The sequence below is a fragment of the Actinosynnema sp. NPDC050801 genome (genome assembly GCF_040673975.1).
GTDB lineage: Bacteria > Actinomycetota > Actinomycetes > Mycobacteriales > Pseudonocardiaceae > Actinosynnema.
The window spans coordinates 697,282-712,345 of sequence record NZ_JBFAQZ010000002.1; the positions used below are offsets into that span (position 1 = coordinate 697,282).

The following is a 15,064-nucleotide window of genomic DNA, read 5'->3' on the forward strand; positions in this document are numbered from 1 at the left end:
CGCTACCGCAGGATCTCGGCCAGCCGCCGGACGCTGGACGCGCTCATGAACTCGTACACGTCCAACGGCCGGTCGAACTCCGCTTCGAGCGCGGCGATGATGCCGAGCGCGGACAGCGAGTCGCCGCCCAGCTCCAGGAAGTCGTCGGTCGCGCCGACCGGCCGGACGTCCATCTGCGCCGACCAGATCGCCGCCACCCGGCGCTCGACGTCGTCACGCGGGTCCTCGAAGAGGGTGCACCGGCCGTCGGCGACGGCCGCCGCCAACTGCCCGGCGTCCACGGCTCCGTCCGCCATCGGGAGCCGGTCCACGACGAGCACGCCGTTCAGCCCGCAGTCCTCGCCGAGCTGCTCCCGCACGTGGTTGCGCAGCACCGGCCCGCTCAGGTACTCGGTCAGCTCGACGGCCGCGACGGTGACCTCACGCCCGTCGTGGCGCACGACGGCCACACCGGCCCGGCTCACACCGGGGTGCGCGGACAGGGCGTCGGCTATCTCGGCCACGGTCACCATGGGCGTTCTCCTATCAGCAGTTCGGCGACGAGGTCGTGCACCGCGGGCTCGCGCAGCAGGTCGGCGTGGTCGAAGTCCAGCTCGAGGCGGCGGACGTCGTCCACGGGCGGCTCGTGGTCCTTCGAGGACACGAACAACGGCGTCCCGGAGCGCGTGTCGAACCGGCCCTGGGCGGCCAGCAGCATGTAGTCCACGTAGGCGGTGAACCCGCTGGTGAGCTGCTGCCGGAAGAACTGGTTGAGCGACAGCCGGGCGGCGACCTCGCCCATCAACGCGTCGTACCGGTCGACCAGGGCCGCGGCGATGCGGGGCAGGTCGTCCGGGTGCGCCTCGACCAGCCCGTCCGCCAGGGCGCGCGCGTCGTCCAGCTCCTCGGCGGTCAGGTGGTCTGCGGAGGTCTCGATGGTGGACGCGAACTGGTCGCCGAACGAACCGGCCGTGGTCGCCGCGGCGTCGAAGAGCAGGGTCACCGGCGCGGGCGCCGACTTGGCGACGGCGTCGGCGACGCAGGTGGCCAGCGACGACCCGGCGCAGTACCCCAGCACCGCGCGCACCGGGCGGCCGGTCGCCGCCACGTCTGCCACCCAGCGGTCGACGCACGCGTCGAGCGACCCCGAGCCCGGCTGGGCGATGTGCAGGAAGCAGGCGTCCACCGGGACACCGGACGCCAGGTCCGCGAACCCCGCCGCGGCCCGTCCACCGGGGAAGTCGAGGCACAGCACGAGGTCCGGTCCGCGATCGGACAGCTGTCGCCAGTGCGTCAGTTCCACGACCCGACCTCCTGGGTGTCCACGGCCGCCGCCAGCGCCGGGTAGTCGACCTTGCCGCCGGGGGTCCGCGGCAGGCGATCGACGTGGCGGACCGCCACGTGCCGGCTCGGCACCCCCAGCGTCTCGGCGAGGTGCCGCCGCTGCTGCTCGTGCACATCCGGGTCGCCCGCGCCGAACAGGTACACCACGTCGTCGTCGCACACCACGGCGGACGGGTGGTCGGACCGCTCGACCATCCGCTCCAGGTCGTCCAGGCTCGTGCGGACGCCGAGCACCTTGACGATCCGCTTGGTGCGGCCGGTGAGGTAGAGGTAGCCGTCGCGCAGGTATCCGAGGTCGCCCGTGTCCAGGACGTCCACCTCGGGCCCTCGGCCGAGGTCGTCGCGACCGGTCGCGTAGCCGAGCATCACGCCCGGACCGCGGTAGTGCACGGCGCCCTCGCCGGGTGCGGCCCGGCCGTGTGCTTCGACGGGCGCGATGGTGACGACGCCGCCGGGCACCGCCGTCCCGACCGAGCCGAGGCGGTCCGGGAGGGCGGCCGGATCGAGGCACGTGATCCGCGAGGTGGCCTCGGTTTGGCCGTACATGGGGAAGAACCGGCCCTGCCGCCGCTCCATCATCCGCACCAGTCGCATCGTCAGCTCGTCGCCGAGGCGTGCGCCCGCTTGGGTCATCGTGCGGATCTCGGTGCGTTCCAACAGTTTCACGTGCGCCGGTCCGAACGCCGCGTAGGTCGTCGGCACGGCGGCGAACGAGGTGGCACCCGCCCTGATCACGTGGTCCCACATCGCCAACGACAACGGCGACCGGTCGGTCAGCACGATACTCGCGCCCGCACTCAGGTGGCTGTTCACCACCGATAAGCCATAGGCATGGGTAATCGGCAACGTGGTCGGCGCGCGTTCCGCGGCCGTGACGCCCAACGCCCGGACGATGGCGGCGGCGTTGTCGGCCAACCCGTCGTACGACAGCCGCACCGCTTTGGGGCTCCCCGTCGTTCCGGAAGTCGACAGCAGCAGTGCCGTGCCCGGGAAGATGTCGCCCGCCGGCGCCGCCGAACGCCTGCGAAAGATTTGCGAACCTCCCACCTGGTGGGCGGGTACGTAGTCGAGATCGGCGAGCTCGGAACCGCCACCGGGCCCCGGCACGACGAATTCGGGTTGGTAGGCCGAGAGGATCTCGGCCGAGGCGGGCATGAACGCGACCGTGTGGCCGAGTCGCAGCGCGGCCAGGTAGGCCAGCAGCGTGGGCACGTCGCGGTCTCCCGCGCACAGCACCAACGCCTTCGTGTCGTGGCGCAGGGACCGCTCGGCTTCACCGACGAGGTCGGCCAAGTCGCCGTAGGACAGCGTCCGTCCGCCGACGAGGTGGACGGCAGGGGACCGCGGCGGCGCCTCTTCGTGCGTCACGAGATCCAGCATCGCCGAGGACATGGCGCACATTCTGCGGCTGTTCCGGACCGCGGTCCATAGCCCGTATTCGGGTACGGGCTGGTGCTTGACGGCCTCGACCCCGGTGGTGCAGATTCCCGGTGACCTCCCGGAGAGGGGACGTGCCGCCATGAACTCTGAGATCCGCCAGTTCCTTTTCGACTCGTTGACGGTCATGAAGTACAGCACCGCCGACATGGACGACGACACGGTGCTCGGCCCCGCAGGCGCCGACCTCGAATCGCTCGCCCTGGCCGAGCTCTCGCTGCGGGTGGAGGACCACTTCGGCGTCCGGTTCAACGAGGACGAGGCTGAGCGGTTCGCCGCCATGACGGTCGGCGAGTTCTGCGCCGAAGTGGCCCGGCGCACGCAGACCGCCACGGCGACGTGAGCGCAAGCGTTGCCGTGACGGGGATCGGGCTGGTCAGCCCGGTCGGCACCGCGGTCGACGAGGTCTTCGAGGCGGTGTGCGCCGGCCGGTCCGCGATCGTGCGCCCGCCGGAGGACCACCCGCTGCACGGTGTGCTCGACGCGGCCGCGATCGGGCCGTTCATCGACCCGGAAAGCGTTATACCGCCGAAGGAGGCGCGGGTCGTCGACCGCTCGATCGTGATGGCCGTGCGGGCCGCGGACGACGCCTTGGCCGACGCCGGGATCGAGATCGGCCGGGACGTCGACCCGTACCGCGTCGCGGTCGTGCTCTCCGGGGTCGGCGGGCTGGCGACGCTCGCGGAACAGGCGGTGGAGCGGTCCCGGCGCGGCCGTCTGGGCGTCAGCCCGTTCCTGCTGCCCGGTGTGCTGCCCAACATGGCGGCGGCGCGGGTCGCCATCAAGTTCGGCATCCGGGGGTACACGTCGTCGTCCGGCACGGCGTGCGCCGCCGGTGGGCAGTCCATCGGCGAGGCGATGCGCATCCTCCGGGCGGGCGAAGCGGACGTGGTGGTGTGCGGGTGCACCGAAGCCCCGCTGTTCCCGACGTTCGCCGACGCCTTCGGCAACGCGCTCGCCCTCGCCCGCGGCTGGCCCGACCCGACCGACGCGAGCCGCCCGTTCGACCGGCGCCGCAACGGTTTCGTGCTCGGCGAGGGTGCCGGTGTGCTCGTGCTGGAGCGGCCCGACTTCGCGCGGGCGCGCGGCGCGGCGGTGCACGCCGAGGTGCTCGGCTGGGGTGCGACGAGCGACGCGTACCACCCGACCACGCCCCGGCCGGACGGCTCCAGCGCCGCGGAGAGCATGCGGATCGCACTTCGGGATGCCGGACTGTCCACAGGCGACATCGACTACCTCAACGCGCACGGCACCGGTACGAAGGCGGGCGACTCCGCCGAGGCCGCCGCGATCCGGGGCGTGTACGGCGACGCCATGCCGCCGGTCAGCTCGACCAAGGGCGTCACCGGGCACATGCTCGGCGCGTCCGGTGTGGTGGAAGCGGCGATCGCCATGGTGGCCATGCGCAAGGGACTGCTCCCACCGACCCACAACCTGGACGACCCCGACCCGGCCTGCGACCTCAACCACGTCCGCGGTGAGGCGCTGCCCGCCGCGGTGGACGCGGTCATGTCCAACTCGTTCGGCTTCGGCGGGCACAACGTGAGCGTGATCTTCGGGAGCGCCGATGGGTGAGAAGATCGTCCACGACCGCGTCACCGTGTCGTTCTCCGGGCCCGGCGCGGGCACCGCACCGCTGAGCTGGGGCCAGAAGACCATCCTCCAGGACATGCGCAACAGCGACTGGACCTACAACATCAGTGGCGCGCACCACCTGCCGGAGGGCCTCACGGTCGCCGACGTCGCCGAACGCCTGAGCCGGCTGATGGGCAAGCACCCCGCGCTGCGGACGCGGATCGGCACCGACGACGAGGGCAAGCCGTGCCAGGTGGTGCACGGGTCCGGGGAGATCGACCTGGAGGTCATGACCTTCGCCGACCACCGCGACCGCTCCGACGCCATCGACCACGGCAACAGGCTGTGGCTCAAGTGGACGGCGGCACCGCTGGAAGAGCACACCCCGTGGCCACTGCGCATGGGCGTGATGCAGTACCGGGGCGAAGCCGTGTACATGGTGCTCACCCTCGGCCACCTGGTCGTCGACGGCGTGGGCGGGTTGCTGCTCATGACCGACCTCGACCTCGGCGAGCTGGTCGGCCGCCCGGTGGACCCGGACGCGGTGCAGCTCGCCGACCTCGCCCGCCGCGAGGCGACGCCGGAGCTGCGGCGGGTCAGCGACCGGGCCATGCGCTACTGGGAGGGCCACCTCCGCTCCCTGCCGCCGCTGACGTTCGGCGAGTCGGGTGCGCCGGACTACGAGGCGGGGCGGCGGTGCCGCAACGTGCGGTTCCAGTCGCGGGCCGCGTACCTGGCCGTGGTCGAGATCGCCCGGCGGACCCGCACGGACACCGGACGGGTGCTGCTCGCGGTGATCGCCACCGCGATCGCCCGGACCACCGGCGTCAACCCGCTGACCCTGCATGTGGCCGCGGGCAACCGGTACCGACCCGGGTTGGCCGACGTCATCGGCTCGGTGGTCCAGAACGCCGTGCTCACCTTCGACCTCGACGGCACGGTCGACGACGTGCTCGCGCAGGCGCGCCAGGCCACGACCGCGGCTCTGATGAACTCCTACTACGACCCCGACCAGTTGGCGGAGCTGACCGCGCGCCTGGACGCCGAGCGCGGCTACCCGGCCCGGATCACCTGCCGGATCAACGACCGGCGGTTCAGCACCAGGACCCGTGCCGACGCGGTGGCGGACGCCACGCCCGTCACCGAGGACGAGATCAGGGCCACGCTGCCCGAGACGTTCCTCAAGTGGCACAGGTTCGTCTACCGGTGGACCGACCAGCTGTTCGTCAACATCGAGGACCACCCGGACACCGTGCACCTCCAAGTGGTCAACGACACCGACGTCTTCCCCGCCGAACAGGTGGAAGCGATGCTGCACGCGGTGGAGGAGGTGGCCATCGAGGCCGCGTTCCGCCCGGACGTGCCAACCGGCGCACAACCCCGACCGGCCGTCACCGGCGCCGGACCGGGGTAGCGCAGAACCGGGTGCCGCGACGACGAATCGGGCGCTGTGGTGCAGAGCCGGGTGCCGCTGGCCGGCACCGTGCGGCTCGCGGCCTGTGGCGAGACCGCCGCACCACAGGCCGGTACCGCGCGGCCGGCGACCTGTGGCGAGACCCGTCGCAGCCCGGTCGACCGAGCCCGGCCGTCCATTGAGGACTATCCGGCCGCCACGACGGCGAAGCAGAGGTAGCGCAGATCCCGGTCGTAGTCGCCCACCAGCACCGTGCCCTCGCGCGCACCGGCCAGGTGCCACCACACCCCGGTCGTGGGCTGTCCGGCCGGTGCGCGGGTGTGCTCGGGGCGGTCCGGCCACACCGCGGCGAGCGAGTCGCTCAGCACGACCCGCGCGCCGGGGTGGCGGGCCGACAGCTCGGCCACCCCGAGGCGAGCCGCCTCCGGCACGGCCTCCGACTGCACATCGGGGTACTGGCGGACCTCGGTCACCCGGGTGCCCGCCGCCTCCTCGTAGAGCATGGCCACGCCCTGGTGCGCCAACGGTGTCGCCACCGCCGACTCGTAGGGCAGTGAGGCCTGTTCGACCACGACCAGCAACGCCCGCCGCACGCCGTAGTCGCCGATGATGCGCAAACCGGTGAACGGGGACGCGCTGCCCTGGTCGCAGATGGCGAACGACATCGGCGTGCCGGGGCAGACGTGGCTGAGGTAGGTCGCGGTCGCCCGACCCGGCCACACGTCGTGGATCGAGAACGCCAGCACCAGCAGGTCGACCGGTTCCGCCGCGGGCACGACCTCCGCCACCAACGCCGTCGCCATCTCCCCGTAGGACTGGCCGGACAGGTCGGTGACGGGTCCGGCGCCGAAGGGCCGGACCAGGTCCGCGAAGTAGTCGGTCACCTGCGCGCGGTGGTCGTCGTCGGCGAGGACGTCGGCGTTCCCGGCGAAAGCCCTGCGCCCGGCGCGGACCAGGCGCATCACCAGGGCCGGCTGTTGGCGGCGATGAACGTGGCCAGCTGGCCGACGGTCAGCAGCTCGTCCGGGCGCATCCGCTCCACGTCGATCTGGATGCCGAGCTGCTCCTCGACCTCCAGCAGCAGCTCCAACCCCAGCGACGAGCTGACCCCCAGCTCGTCGGCCATGTGCATGTCCTCGGTGATCGGCTCCTGGCGCTCGACCAGCCGCTTGAGGACAGTGGTCATGGCCTGGACCACGCGGTCCCGTGATGCGATGTCGACCTGGGCGTCGGGTGCGGTCATGTCGGCCTCCTGGGTGGGAACGGGGGATCAGTGCTGGAACACCATCGCGGAGAACGTCGCCCCGGCTCCGGCGCCGACGGTCGCGACGAGGTAGTGGTCGCCCTCGCGGAGCAGGTCGCGCTCACGGGCGGTGCGGTAGTTGGCGAACGCGTCGGTGCAGAACAGGTGGCCGTTCTCGGGCACGTTCGACAGCAGCACGCGCCGCACCGGGAAGTCCATGAGCGTGCACAGGCGTTGCCAAGTCACGACGTTGACGTTGTGCGGCAGGACCAACCGGATGTCGTCCAGGGCGAGCCCCGCGTCGGCGACCGCCCGGTTGATCACCTCGGCCAGCGACGGGCGGTACTGGCGCTGGAAGTCGTCCTCGCGATCGCCGAACTCGCCGTCGAACTCGCCGCGCTGCGCGCACACGAAGGACAGCATCCGGTCGCGCGGCCCGTTGGCGCTCACCAGGCAGGCGGACGCGCCCTCGCCGAACAGCGACGTGCCCGGCAGCAGCCGCGCGTGGCGGGTGAACGCCTTCTCGCCGGTCAGCACCAGCGCCAAGGCGTCCTCGTCCGGGTCGCCGGCGAGCAGCCGGCCGGCCAGGTCGACCGCCAGCAGCCCGCTCGCGCAACTCTGTTGCGTGACGGTGAAAGCCAGTGCGTGACCGAGTCCCAGCTGCCGGCAGACGTCGTGCAGCGGGTTGACCGGGTACGGCACCACGACAGGCATCGCCCGCCCGTGGACGACGTACCGGACCCGGTGCTCCTGACCGCGCAGCTCGGCGAGCCCTTCGGCGGCGGCGCGCAACAGCCCGTCGGGCGACCGGTCCGGATCGAACCGGACCTGGTCGAGCCCGTGGAACCGCCGGAAGAGCCTGACCTGGATGTCGGTCAGGCCGAGCGGGTCGGCCAAGTCCTCGATGGGGACGCGGAAAGCCGGTGTGTACACCGACACCGCGTCGAGAGCGGTCACACTTCGGGATCCCACCACGTCGTTCCGGGGAACGTCAATGTGTGCCACGATGTTGCGGTGTCGCGGTTTCTGCTGGTCGTACTGCCGCTGCAAGGCCACCTCTACCCCATGCTCGCGATCGGGCAGGAACTCGCCCGCGCGGGTCACGAAGTCGTCTGGTGCGGCCCGGAGGACGTGCTGCGACCGATGGTCGGTCCGGGTGCGACGGTGCACGCCACCGGCGCACGGGCCTACCGCCGCTACGACGAGACGGGCATGGCCGGGGTGCGGGCGATGTGGGACGGGTACCTGATCCCGTTCACCCGCTTCACCCTCGGCCCCGTCGACGAGGCGGTGCTGGAGCACAAGCCGGACGTCGTGGTCACCGAGCAGTACGCGCTGGCCGGCGCGTTGGTGGCGCACCGGCACGGCGTGCCGTGGGCGACCCTGTGCACCGGCACGCTGGAGCTGACCCCGCCGGCCGACCTCGTCGGGTTCGAGGACTACCTGGCCGACAAGATGGCGCAGGCGGTGGCCATGGCGGGCCTGTCCGACGAGCCGATCGACCCCCGGTTCTCGCCGCACCTGGTGATCGCCCTGATGACACCCGGGCTCGTGGGCGACGCCGTGCTGCCGGACCGCTGCGTGTTCACCGGCGCGGCGCTGGGCGCCAGGCCGAACGCACCCGATTTCCCCTGGCACCTCTGGGATCCGGACCGAAGGCACGTGCTGGTCACGGTCGGCACGCTGGTCGGCCACATGGTCGGCGACTTCTACGACCGGGCCGCCGCGGTGCTCGCGCCCATGGCGGACGAGGTGCAGGCGATCTTCGTGACCTCCGGCGTGGCCTCGGAGTCCTTCCCGGACAACGCCATCACCGCCGAGCTGGTGCCGATGCTCGACCTGATGCCGAAGCTGGACGCGGTGGTGTGCCACGCCGGCGGCGCCGTCAACGAAGCGCTCACCTTCGGGGTCCCGATGGTCGTCGCGCCGGTCCGGGCCGAGCAGGCGGCGCTGGCGCGGCAGGTCGCCCGGTCGGGCGCGGGCATCGAGGTGTCGATCCTCGACGTGACGGTGGCCGAACTGGACGCCGCGGTGCGGGCGGTGCTCGACGAACCGGACTACCGGCGCCACGCCCGTCGGATCGGGGCGGAGTTCGCCGCCGCCGGTGGAGCGGCGGCGGCCGCAGCCCACCTGGTCGAGTTGGCGTCCGGTACGTGACCACACGCGAGCGGGGAGACGGTCTGGTGGACGAGTCCGGGGTGAAGGCGCTGCCGGCGGCCGAGGAGTTCGCGTGGGCGAGGCAGCGGCGGGCCGACATCCGCCGCGCGGGTGGCGTCCTCGACCTGGTGCTGCCGCTGCGGGAGGGCGGTACCGGCCCCGCGCTGTTCTGCGCGCCGCCGTTGATCGGTGCGAGCTGGTGCTACCTCGCGCTGCTGCCGCACCTCGCGCCCGAGCACCCGGTGTACGGCCTGCAACTGCGTGGGCTGCGCAGGCCCGAACCGCTGCCGGTCGACATGGCCGAGCTGGCGCGGGACTTCGCCGACCAGATCAGGCTCACCCAGCCCCACGGCCCGTACCACCTGTTCGGGTGGTCGATCGGCGCCAACATCGCGCACGCGATCGCCGAGGAACTGGAGCGGCGCGGTCACGAGGTCGGCCTGCTCGTCATCGGCGACTCGATGCCCGGCCTGCCGTACAGCCTCAGCGTGGCCGACGACGACCTGTGGCTGGTGTGCGACTTCGTGCTCCGCGAACTCGGATACCAGCCGGTGGTCGAGCCGGACGACCCCGACCCGGTGCACCGGATGCTGGAAGTGGTCCGCGGTCGGCCGGGGTTGGGACTGCACGAGTGGCCGGACCGCCAGCTGCTCGCGCTGCCGCACGTGATCAGGAACAACCTCGCGCTGGCACAACGCCATCGCCCCGGTCGGGTCCGCGGCCCGGTGCTCTTCCTCTCCGCCACCGAGGCCGAGCTGACCACCGGGGCGAAGCTGGCCTCGTGGGACGACCACGTGGGCGGACCGGTCGACGTGGTGGAAGTGGACTGCCTGCACGAACACATGCTGCTGCCCGTGCCGGTCGCCCGGATCGGGGCCGCGATCTCCGCCCGCCTCGGTGCCGGCGCCCCGCCCCGCCCCGGTGCGAACCCGAAGTCGCCCGAACCGACCGGGAGCGCATCGGGAAGCCTTATTGCCACAGGGGAATCGCGAACCTAGTCTCTGCGTAGGAGTCCGCTTCCGCCCCTCGCACGGTTCACGAGACCGGCAGTCGGCGTCGCAGTCGGCGGGACACCGCACACCGTCCGAACCCACCCTGCCACCAAATGCGGGAACCCGACTCGGTGGCGATCGTTCGGCGGTCCACCGTTCTCTGCAACCGGAGGTCTCATGAGCGGGGCGAACCCGCGCACCGCGTTGGCGCGGGACATGCGCGTCGGCGCGGGCAACGTGCTGCCCATGCTGGTGGAGCACGGCGCCGACCTCGACGCCCCGCGGATGACGTTCGACGTCGACGTGGACGGCATCCCCGCGTGGACCCCGCTGTCGCTGCGCGACCTGACCGAACGGGTCGCGGCACGGGCGGCCTGGTTCGCCCGCAAGGGGATCGGCCGACGTGACCCCGTCGCGGTGTTCGTCACCTCGGCGGCCGACGTGTTCCTCAACTTCTTCGCGCTCAACCACCTCGGCGCGATCCCGGCGCTGATGAACGGCAGCATGCCGATCGAGGTCGCCGCGGAGTTCGTCCGCCGGCTGCGCGGCGTCGGCGTGCTGCTCGACGCTGACCACGCGGCGTTGCGGGACCACGAACTCGGCGTGCCCGTCCTGGGTGACGCGTCGGAGACCGGCACCGGCGACCCCGACCAGGCACCGCCGCCCTACCGCCACCACGCCGACGACCCCGTGGCGATCACGCACTCCTCCGGCACGACCCGGATGCCGACGCCGGTCGTCCACTCGCACCACAGCCTGTTCGCCGCCGTGCGCGCGGTGCGGCTCACCGAAGCCAGGCCGCACGGTCGGGTGCGCGAGCTGTCCGTGCTGCCCGCCGCGCACGCGGCCGGGATCATCGTGGTGAACCAGGCGCTGTGCAACGGCTACGAGCTGCTGTGCCTGTCCGCGCAGGGCGGGCCGTTCGAACGCAGCGGCGAGGTGGTGCTGGATGCCATCGAGCGGTGGCGGCCGACCGGGGTGTTCGGCTTCGCCGTCACGTGGGCCGAGCTGGCGCGGTTCGACCTGTCGAAGCGTGACCTGAGCTCGGTGCGCAACTGGTCGAGCACCGGTGACTGTGCGCACGAGGCGCACATCCGGCGGTTGGTCGCGGTCGGCAGCCACCCGGTCTGGACGCCGGACGGCGTGGTGGACGAGCCGGGCTCGAAGTTCATCGACACGCTCGGCTCGACCGAGATGGGCCACAGCGCGTTCGCCATCAGCCACCGGCCCGGCAGCGACCGCTACGACCGGTGCGTCGGCAAGCCGTACTCGTTCGCCGAGGTGGCGTTGCTCGACGTGACGACGGGCGAGGAGGTGCCGGTCGGCCAGGTGGGGCAGTGCGGGCTCAAGTCTCCGACGCTCGCGCCCGGCTACTGGAACGACTCGACCGCCACCTACCGCAACCGCCTCAACGGCTACTACCTCACCGGCGACCTGATGTACCGGGACGAGGAGGGCTACTACTACCACCTCGACCGGGCCAACGACGCGGTCGACCTCGGCGGCGGCGATTGGCTCTACACCGCGTTGTCCGAGGAGCGCGTCCTGGCCCGTTGCGCGGACGTGCGCGATTGCACGGTGCTCGCGTCGAAGCAGGACGACGGCACCCCGGTGACCGACGTGCTGCTGGTGCTGCACGAAGGGGCCGATCCGGACCTGGACCGGGGCGAGGCGGTGCGGGCCGCGCTCGGCGAGGCGGTGGCGCGGACGGTGCGGCGGGTCGACGTCGTGCCGGACGGGCAGCTGACCGTCGGGCCGACCGGGAAGGTGCGCAAGTTCCTGATGCGCCAACGGGTCCTGGCGGACGCGCCACACGGGAGGTAGCTCGTGCGGTATCCGCTGTCGTTCGCGCAGGCGTGGGCGCGCTCCCTGCCCACGCCGCTGTCCCACGCGACCTGGCTGGACGGTCCGGTCGACCCCGTCGCGCTGCAACGGGCGATGGACGTCGTGGTCGCGCGGCACTCGACGCTCCGCACGCACGTCACCGCCTCCGGGGAGCAGGTCGTCGCGGAGACGGGGCGGGTGGTGGTGGAGCACGTCGTGCTGCCCGGTGACGTGGAGCGGGCCGAGTCGATCGCCGCGGAGCTGGCCGAGCGGCCGTTCGACCTCGCGCGCGAGCCCTCGGTGAGGGCCGCGGTGGTCGAGGTCGGTGCGGACCGGTGGCTGTTCGCGTTGGTGGCGCACCGGGTCGTGGCCGATGGTTCGGCGCTGGCGATGCTGCTCGCCGACCTGTCCACCGCGTACCGCGACGGTTCGTCCACGTTGTCCCCGTCGTGGATGGACTACGGGGATTACGCCGTGTGGCAACGGGAGTGGTTGCGCGGTGAGGAGTTGGCCCGTCAGCTGGTGCACTGGCGCGAGGTGTTGCGCGACGTGCCCGGACCGCTGCGGCTCCCGGCCGGACATCGTGCCGCTTCGCTGACCGCGGTGGTCGACCCGGTCGCGGTCCGGCGGCTGGCCGCCGTGGCGGAGGGTGTCGGCGCCACCCCGTCCGCGGCGTTCCTGGCCGGGTACGCGGTGGTGCTGTCCCGGTACGCGGGCCGGACCGATGTCGTGATCGGGGTCCCGGTGAGCGGTCGCATCCGGGTGGAGTTGGAGTCGATCGCGGGCCCGTTCGCCGACGTGGTCCCGGTCCGGGTGTCCCTGGCGGGTGAACCGGCCTTCGCCGACCTGCTCGTCCGGGTGCGGGACGCCGCGGCACAGGCGTTGTCGCGCGACGAGGTTCCGCTCAGCGTGCTGGCCGGGGAACTGGGGGCCGACCTCTCCGACGCGGTGCGGTTCACGTTCCCGCCGCCTGCCGAGCCCGCGCTGGACCTCCCCGGCGTGACCGTGCGGAGCCGGGTCGTCCTGACCGACGCCGCCGAAGCCGATCTCGACCTGCGTGCGGACGAGAACGGCGCACTGACCCTGGCGCACCGCACCGACCCGGGGTTCGCCGACTGGTTGCTGTCGTCGGTGGTGGCGGTGCTGGAGCACGCGACCGCGGACAGCGCGGTGTCGGAGCTGCCGGTGCCGGATCCCGAGGCCACGTGGTCCGCGGCGACCGAGTCGTCGCCGAGCGGGTCGTCGCCGAACGGGCTGTCGCCGAGCGGTCTGTCGCCGAATGGCGTGGTCGAGCCCGCCACCGCAGAAGCCGCGGAGCCTCAGGTGGACGTGACTCCGGTGCCGTCGCGGGCCGAGATCGAGCAGACCATGGCCAAGACCTGGGCCGACCTGCTCCACAGGCTCGACGAGGTCGGCGTGCAGGACAACCTGTTCCGCCTGGGTGGGGGATCGCTCACGGCGGTCCGGTTCGCCTCACTCGTCGCCGACACCTACGGCGTCACCCTGCCCCTCCCGCGCATCTTCGCCTCGCCGACCATCGCGGCGCTCGCCGAGTTCGTGTCGGCGGAGTTGGAGGCCGCCCGAGCCGACCGGGTGGCGGAGGCCGATCGGGCGGCCCGGTTGGCGGAGTTGTCCGACGACGAGCTGGACGACCTGCTCCGCGCCGTCGAGGCCACCCGCGAGCTGCGCCGGTCCACCGGGGGTGACGGGAGGTGAGCACGACTCCCGGCACCGCCGAAGATATCGCCGACCTGGACACCGGCACGCTGTTCGGCGCGCTGGAGGATCCCGCCCTGAACTCGATGAATTTCCTGAACGAGGTGGCGAACCACTATCCGGACGCGATACCGCTGGCCGCCGGGAGACCGAGCGAGGAGTTCTTCGACCTGGAGGACGTGCACCGATATCTGCGCACCTTCTCCGAGCACCTCGGCCGGCACCTCACCGAGGAACAGGTGCGGCGCACCGTATTGCAGTACGGTCGGACCAAGGGAATCATCCACGAACTGGTCGCGGAAAACCTCCGCTTGGACGAGGACATCGCGGTCGACCCGGAATCGGTCGTGGTCACCGCCGGTTGTCAGGAAGCGATGTTCCTCGTCCTGCGCGCGCTGCGTGCCGACGAACGCGACGTGCTGCTCGCGGTGTCGCCCACGTACGTCGGGCTGACCGGCGCGGCGCGGTTGGTCGACCTGCCCGTGCGCCCGGTCCGCACCGGGGAGCACGGGATCGACCTGGACGACCTGGTCGCGGTGATCCGCCGGGAACGCGCCGCCGGTCGCCGGCCGCGCGCCTGCTACGTCGTCCCCGACTTCGCCAACCCGTCGGGGCTGAGCCTGGACCTGGCGACCAGGCAGCGGCTGCTGGAGGTCGCGGCGGCCGAGGACGTCCTGCTGATCGAGGACAACCCGTACGGGCTGTTCCACGGCGACGCGGACCGGGTGCCGACGCTCAAGGCCCTGGACGCGGACCATCGCGTCGTCTACCTGGGCTCGTTCGCCAAGTCCGTGCTGCCCGGCGCCCGCGTCGGCTACGTCGTCGCCGACCAGCGGGTCTCCGCCGCCGACGGCACGACCGGCCTGTTCGCCGACCAGCTGTCGAAGATCAAGAGCATGCTCACGGTGAACACGTCGCCGATCGCGCAGGCCGTCGTCGGCGGCAAGCTGTTGGCGCACGGCTGCCGGCTCGCCGGTGCGACCGCCCCCGAGCGGCGGCTCTACGACCGGAACCTGCGGCACCTCGTGACCGGGCTGGCGGAGCGCTTCCCGCCCGGGTCGGACATCACCTGGACCGTGCCGACCGGCGGGTTCTTCGTCGTGGTCACCGTCCCGTTCGCGGTCGACGACCGGCTGCTGGAACGCTCCGCCCGCGACTACGGCGTGTTGTGGACACCGATGGGGCATTTCTACGACGACGTCACGGCCGTCCGGGCCCTGCGCCTTTCGTGCAGCGCCGTTTCCGTCGAGCAGATCGATCGCGGTCTCGACCGGCTGGCCGCATTGATCGGCGACCACCTCGGCCTGGCGGGCACGATTGGTCACGGCCGATTGGCCGATAGTGCCCGCGGTGAACCGTGACGTACTATTCTGTGCACTCGTC

General features: G+C 72.1%; 14 protein-coding genes. 8 read left to right on the forward strand and 6 right to left on the reverse strand.

The genetic code is table 11. From position 1 onward, the window contains the following. Window positions 1–2: 2 nt before the first annotated feature. Genes AB0K14_RS07550 through AB0K14_RS07560 form a run of 3 tightly spaced genes read right to left on the reverse strand, consistent with a single transcriptional unit; the run spans window position 3 to window position 2,691 of the window. Window positions 3–512 (reverse strand): phosphopantetheine-binding protein, encoded by a 510-nt coding sequence (locus AB0K14_RS07550; RefSeq protein WP_360459162.1) that lies wholly within the window; start codon window positions 510–512, stop codon window positions 3–5. After that, entirely contained in the window at window positions 506–1,282 is a 777-nt protein-coding gene (locus AB0K14_RS07555; protein ID WP_360459164.1) for a hypothetical protein, read from the reverse strand. Before AB0K14_RS07555 ends, AB0K14_RS07550 begins: the two co-directional genes overlap by 7 nt. Next, window positions 1,273–2,691 (reverse strand): AMP-binding protein, encoded by a 1,419-nt coding sequence (locus AB0K14_RS07560; RefSeq protein WP_364337665.1) that lies wholly within the window; start codon window positions 2,689–2,691, stop codon window positions 1,273–1,275. Before AB0K14_RS07560 ends, AB0K14_RS07555 begins: the two co-directional genes overlap by 10 nt. Before the next feature lie 151 nt (window positions 2,692–2,842). On the opposite strand from AB0K14_RS07560, the gene AB0K14_RS07565 reads away from it, so the two are divergent. The 3 genes from AB0K14_RS07565 to AB0K14_RS07575 are packed head-to-tail and all read left to right on the forward strand — an operon-like array spanning window position 2,843 to window position 5,749. Then, window positions 2,843–3,103 carry an acyl carrier protein gene (locus AB0K14_RS07565; RefSeq protein ID WP_360459167.1) on the forward strand — a complete coding sequence of 87 codons (261 nt, stop codon included), beginning with the start codon at window positions 2,843–2,845 and terminating at the stop codon, window positions 3,101–3,103. Window positions 3,104–3,117: 14 nt separating this feature from the next. Then, complete coding sequence (locus AB0K14_RS07570) at window positions 3,118–4,335, forward strand: beta-ketoacyl-[acyl-carrier-protein] synthase family protein (protein ID WP_364337667.1); 1,218 nt, start codon at window positions 3,118–3,120, stop codon at window positions 4,333–4,335. Next, window positions 4,328–5,749: a condensation domain-containing protein gene (locus tag AB0K14_RS07575; RefSeq protein WP_360459171.1), complete on the forward strand. Its 1,422-nt coding sequence runs from the start codon at window positions 4,328–4,330 to the stop codon at window positions 5,747–5,749. The genes AB0K14_RS07570 and AB0K14_RS07575 overlap by 8 nt, the downstream gene beginning before the upstream one ends. Before the next feature lie 185 nt (window positions 5,750–5,934). Here the strand turns inward: AB0K14_RS07575 and AB0K14_RS07580 are convergent, their stop codons facing one another. Genes AB0K14_RS07580 through AB0K14_RS07590 form a run of 3 tightly spaced genes read right to left on the reverse strand, consistent with a single transcriptional unit; the run spans window position 5,935 to window position 7,949 of the window. Next, window positions 5,935–6,714 carry a hypothetical protein gene (locus tag AB0K14_RS07580; RefSeq protein ID WP_360459173.1) on the reverse strand — a complete coding sequence of 260 codons (780 nt, stop codon included), beginning with the start codon at window positions 6,712–6,714 and terminating at the stop codon, window positions 5,935–5,937. After that, window positions 6,711–6,992: a phosphopantetheine-binding protein gene (locus AB0K14_RS07585; protein WP_360459175.1), complete on the reverse strand. Its 282-nt coding sequence runs from the start codon at window positions 6,990–6,992 to the stop codon at window positions 6,711–6,713. Before AB0K14_RS07585 ends, AB0K14_RS07580 begins: the two co-directional genes overlap by 4 nt. A gap of 27 nt (window positions 6,993–7,019) precedes the next feature. After that, window positions 7,020–7,949, reverse strand: a complete 930-nt coding sequence (locus AB0K14_RS07590; RefSeq protein WP_360459177.1) for a 3-oxoacyl-[acyl-carrier-protein] synthase III C-terminal domain-containing protein — start codon at window positions 7,947–7,949, stop codon at window positions 7,020–7,022. A gap of 57 nt (window positions 7,950–8,006) precedes the next feature. Between AB0K14_RS07590 and AB0K14_RS07595 the strand changes: the two genes are divergently transcribed. The 5 genes from AB0K14_RS07595 (at window position 8,007) to AB0K14_RS07615 (ending at window position 15,042) form a co-directional block, all read left to right on the forward strand. Continuing rightward, window positions 8,007–9,149, forward strand: coding sequence for a glycosyltransferase (locus AB0K14_RS07595; protein WP_360459179.1), 1,143 nt, complete (start codon window positions 8,007–8,009; stop codon window positions 9,147–9,149). Continuing rightward, window positions 9,146–10,147, forward strand: a complete 1,002-nt coding sequence (locus AB0K14_RS07600; protein ID WP_360459181.1) for a thioesterase domain-containing protein — start codon at window positions 9,146–9,148, stop codon at window positions 10,145–10,147. The genes AB0K14_RS07595 and AB0K14_RS07600 overlap by 4 nt, the downstream gene beginning before the upstream one ends. 171 nt (window positions 10,148–10,318) lie before the next feature. Beyond that, window positions 10,319–11,965 (forward strand): class I adenylate-forming enzyme family protein, encoded by a 1,647-nt coding sequence (locus AB0K14_RS07605; protein WP_360459183.1) that lies wholly within the window; start codon window positions 10,319–10,321, stop codon window positions 11,963–11,965. 3 nt (window positions 11,966–11,968) lie between these two features. Then, window positions 11,969–13,681, forward strand: coding sequence for a condensation domain-containing protein (locus AB0K14_RS07610; RefSeq protein ID WP_360459185.1), 1,713 nt, complete (start codon window positions 11,969–11,971; stop codon window positions 13,679–13,681). Continuing rightward, complete coding sequence (locus tag AB0K14_RS07615) at window positions 13,678–15,042, forward strand: PLP-dependent aminotransferase family protein (RefSeq protein WP_360459187.1); 1,365 nt, start codon at window positions 13,678–13,680, stop codon at window positions 15,040–15,042. The genes AB0K14_RS07610 and AB0K14_RS07615 overlap by 4 nt, the downstream gene beginning before the upstream one ends. Window positions 15,043–15,064 lie beyond the last annotated feature (22 nt).

Excerpts from the sequence above, each read along its gene's own strand:
- AB0K14_RS07550 (WP_360459162.1), bottom strand. The coding sequence starts at position 512 with ATGGTGACCGTGGCCGAGATAGCCGACGCCCTGTCCGCGCACCCCGGT.
- AB0K14_RS07565 (WP_360459167.1), top strand. The coding sequence starts at position 2,843 with ATGAACTCTGAGATCCGCCAGTTCCTTTTCGACTCGTTGACGGTCATG.
- AB0K14_RS07575 (WP_360459171.1), top strand. The coding sequence starts at position 4,328 with ATGGGTGAGAAGATCGTCCACGACCGCGTCACCGTGTCGTTCTCCGGG.
- AB0K14_RS07585 (WP_360459175.1), bottom strand. The coding sequence starts at position 6,992 with ATGACCGCACCCGACGCCCAGGTCGACATCGCATCACGGGACCGCGTG.
- AB0K14_RS07605 (WP_360459183.1), top strand. The coding sequence starts at position 10,319 with ATGAGCGGGGCGAACCCGCGCACCGCGTTGGCGCGGGACATGCGCGTC.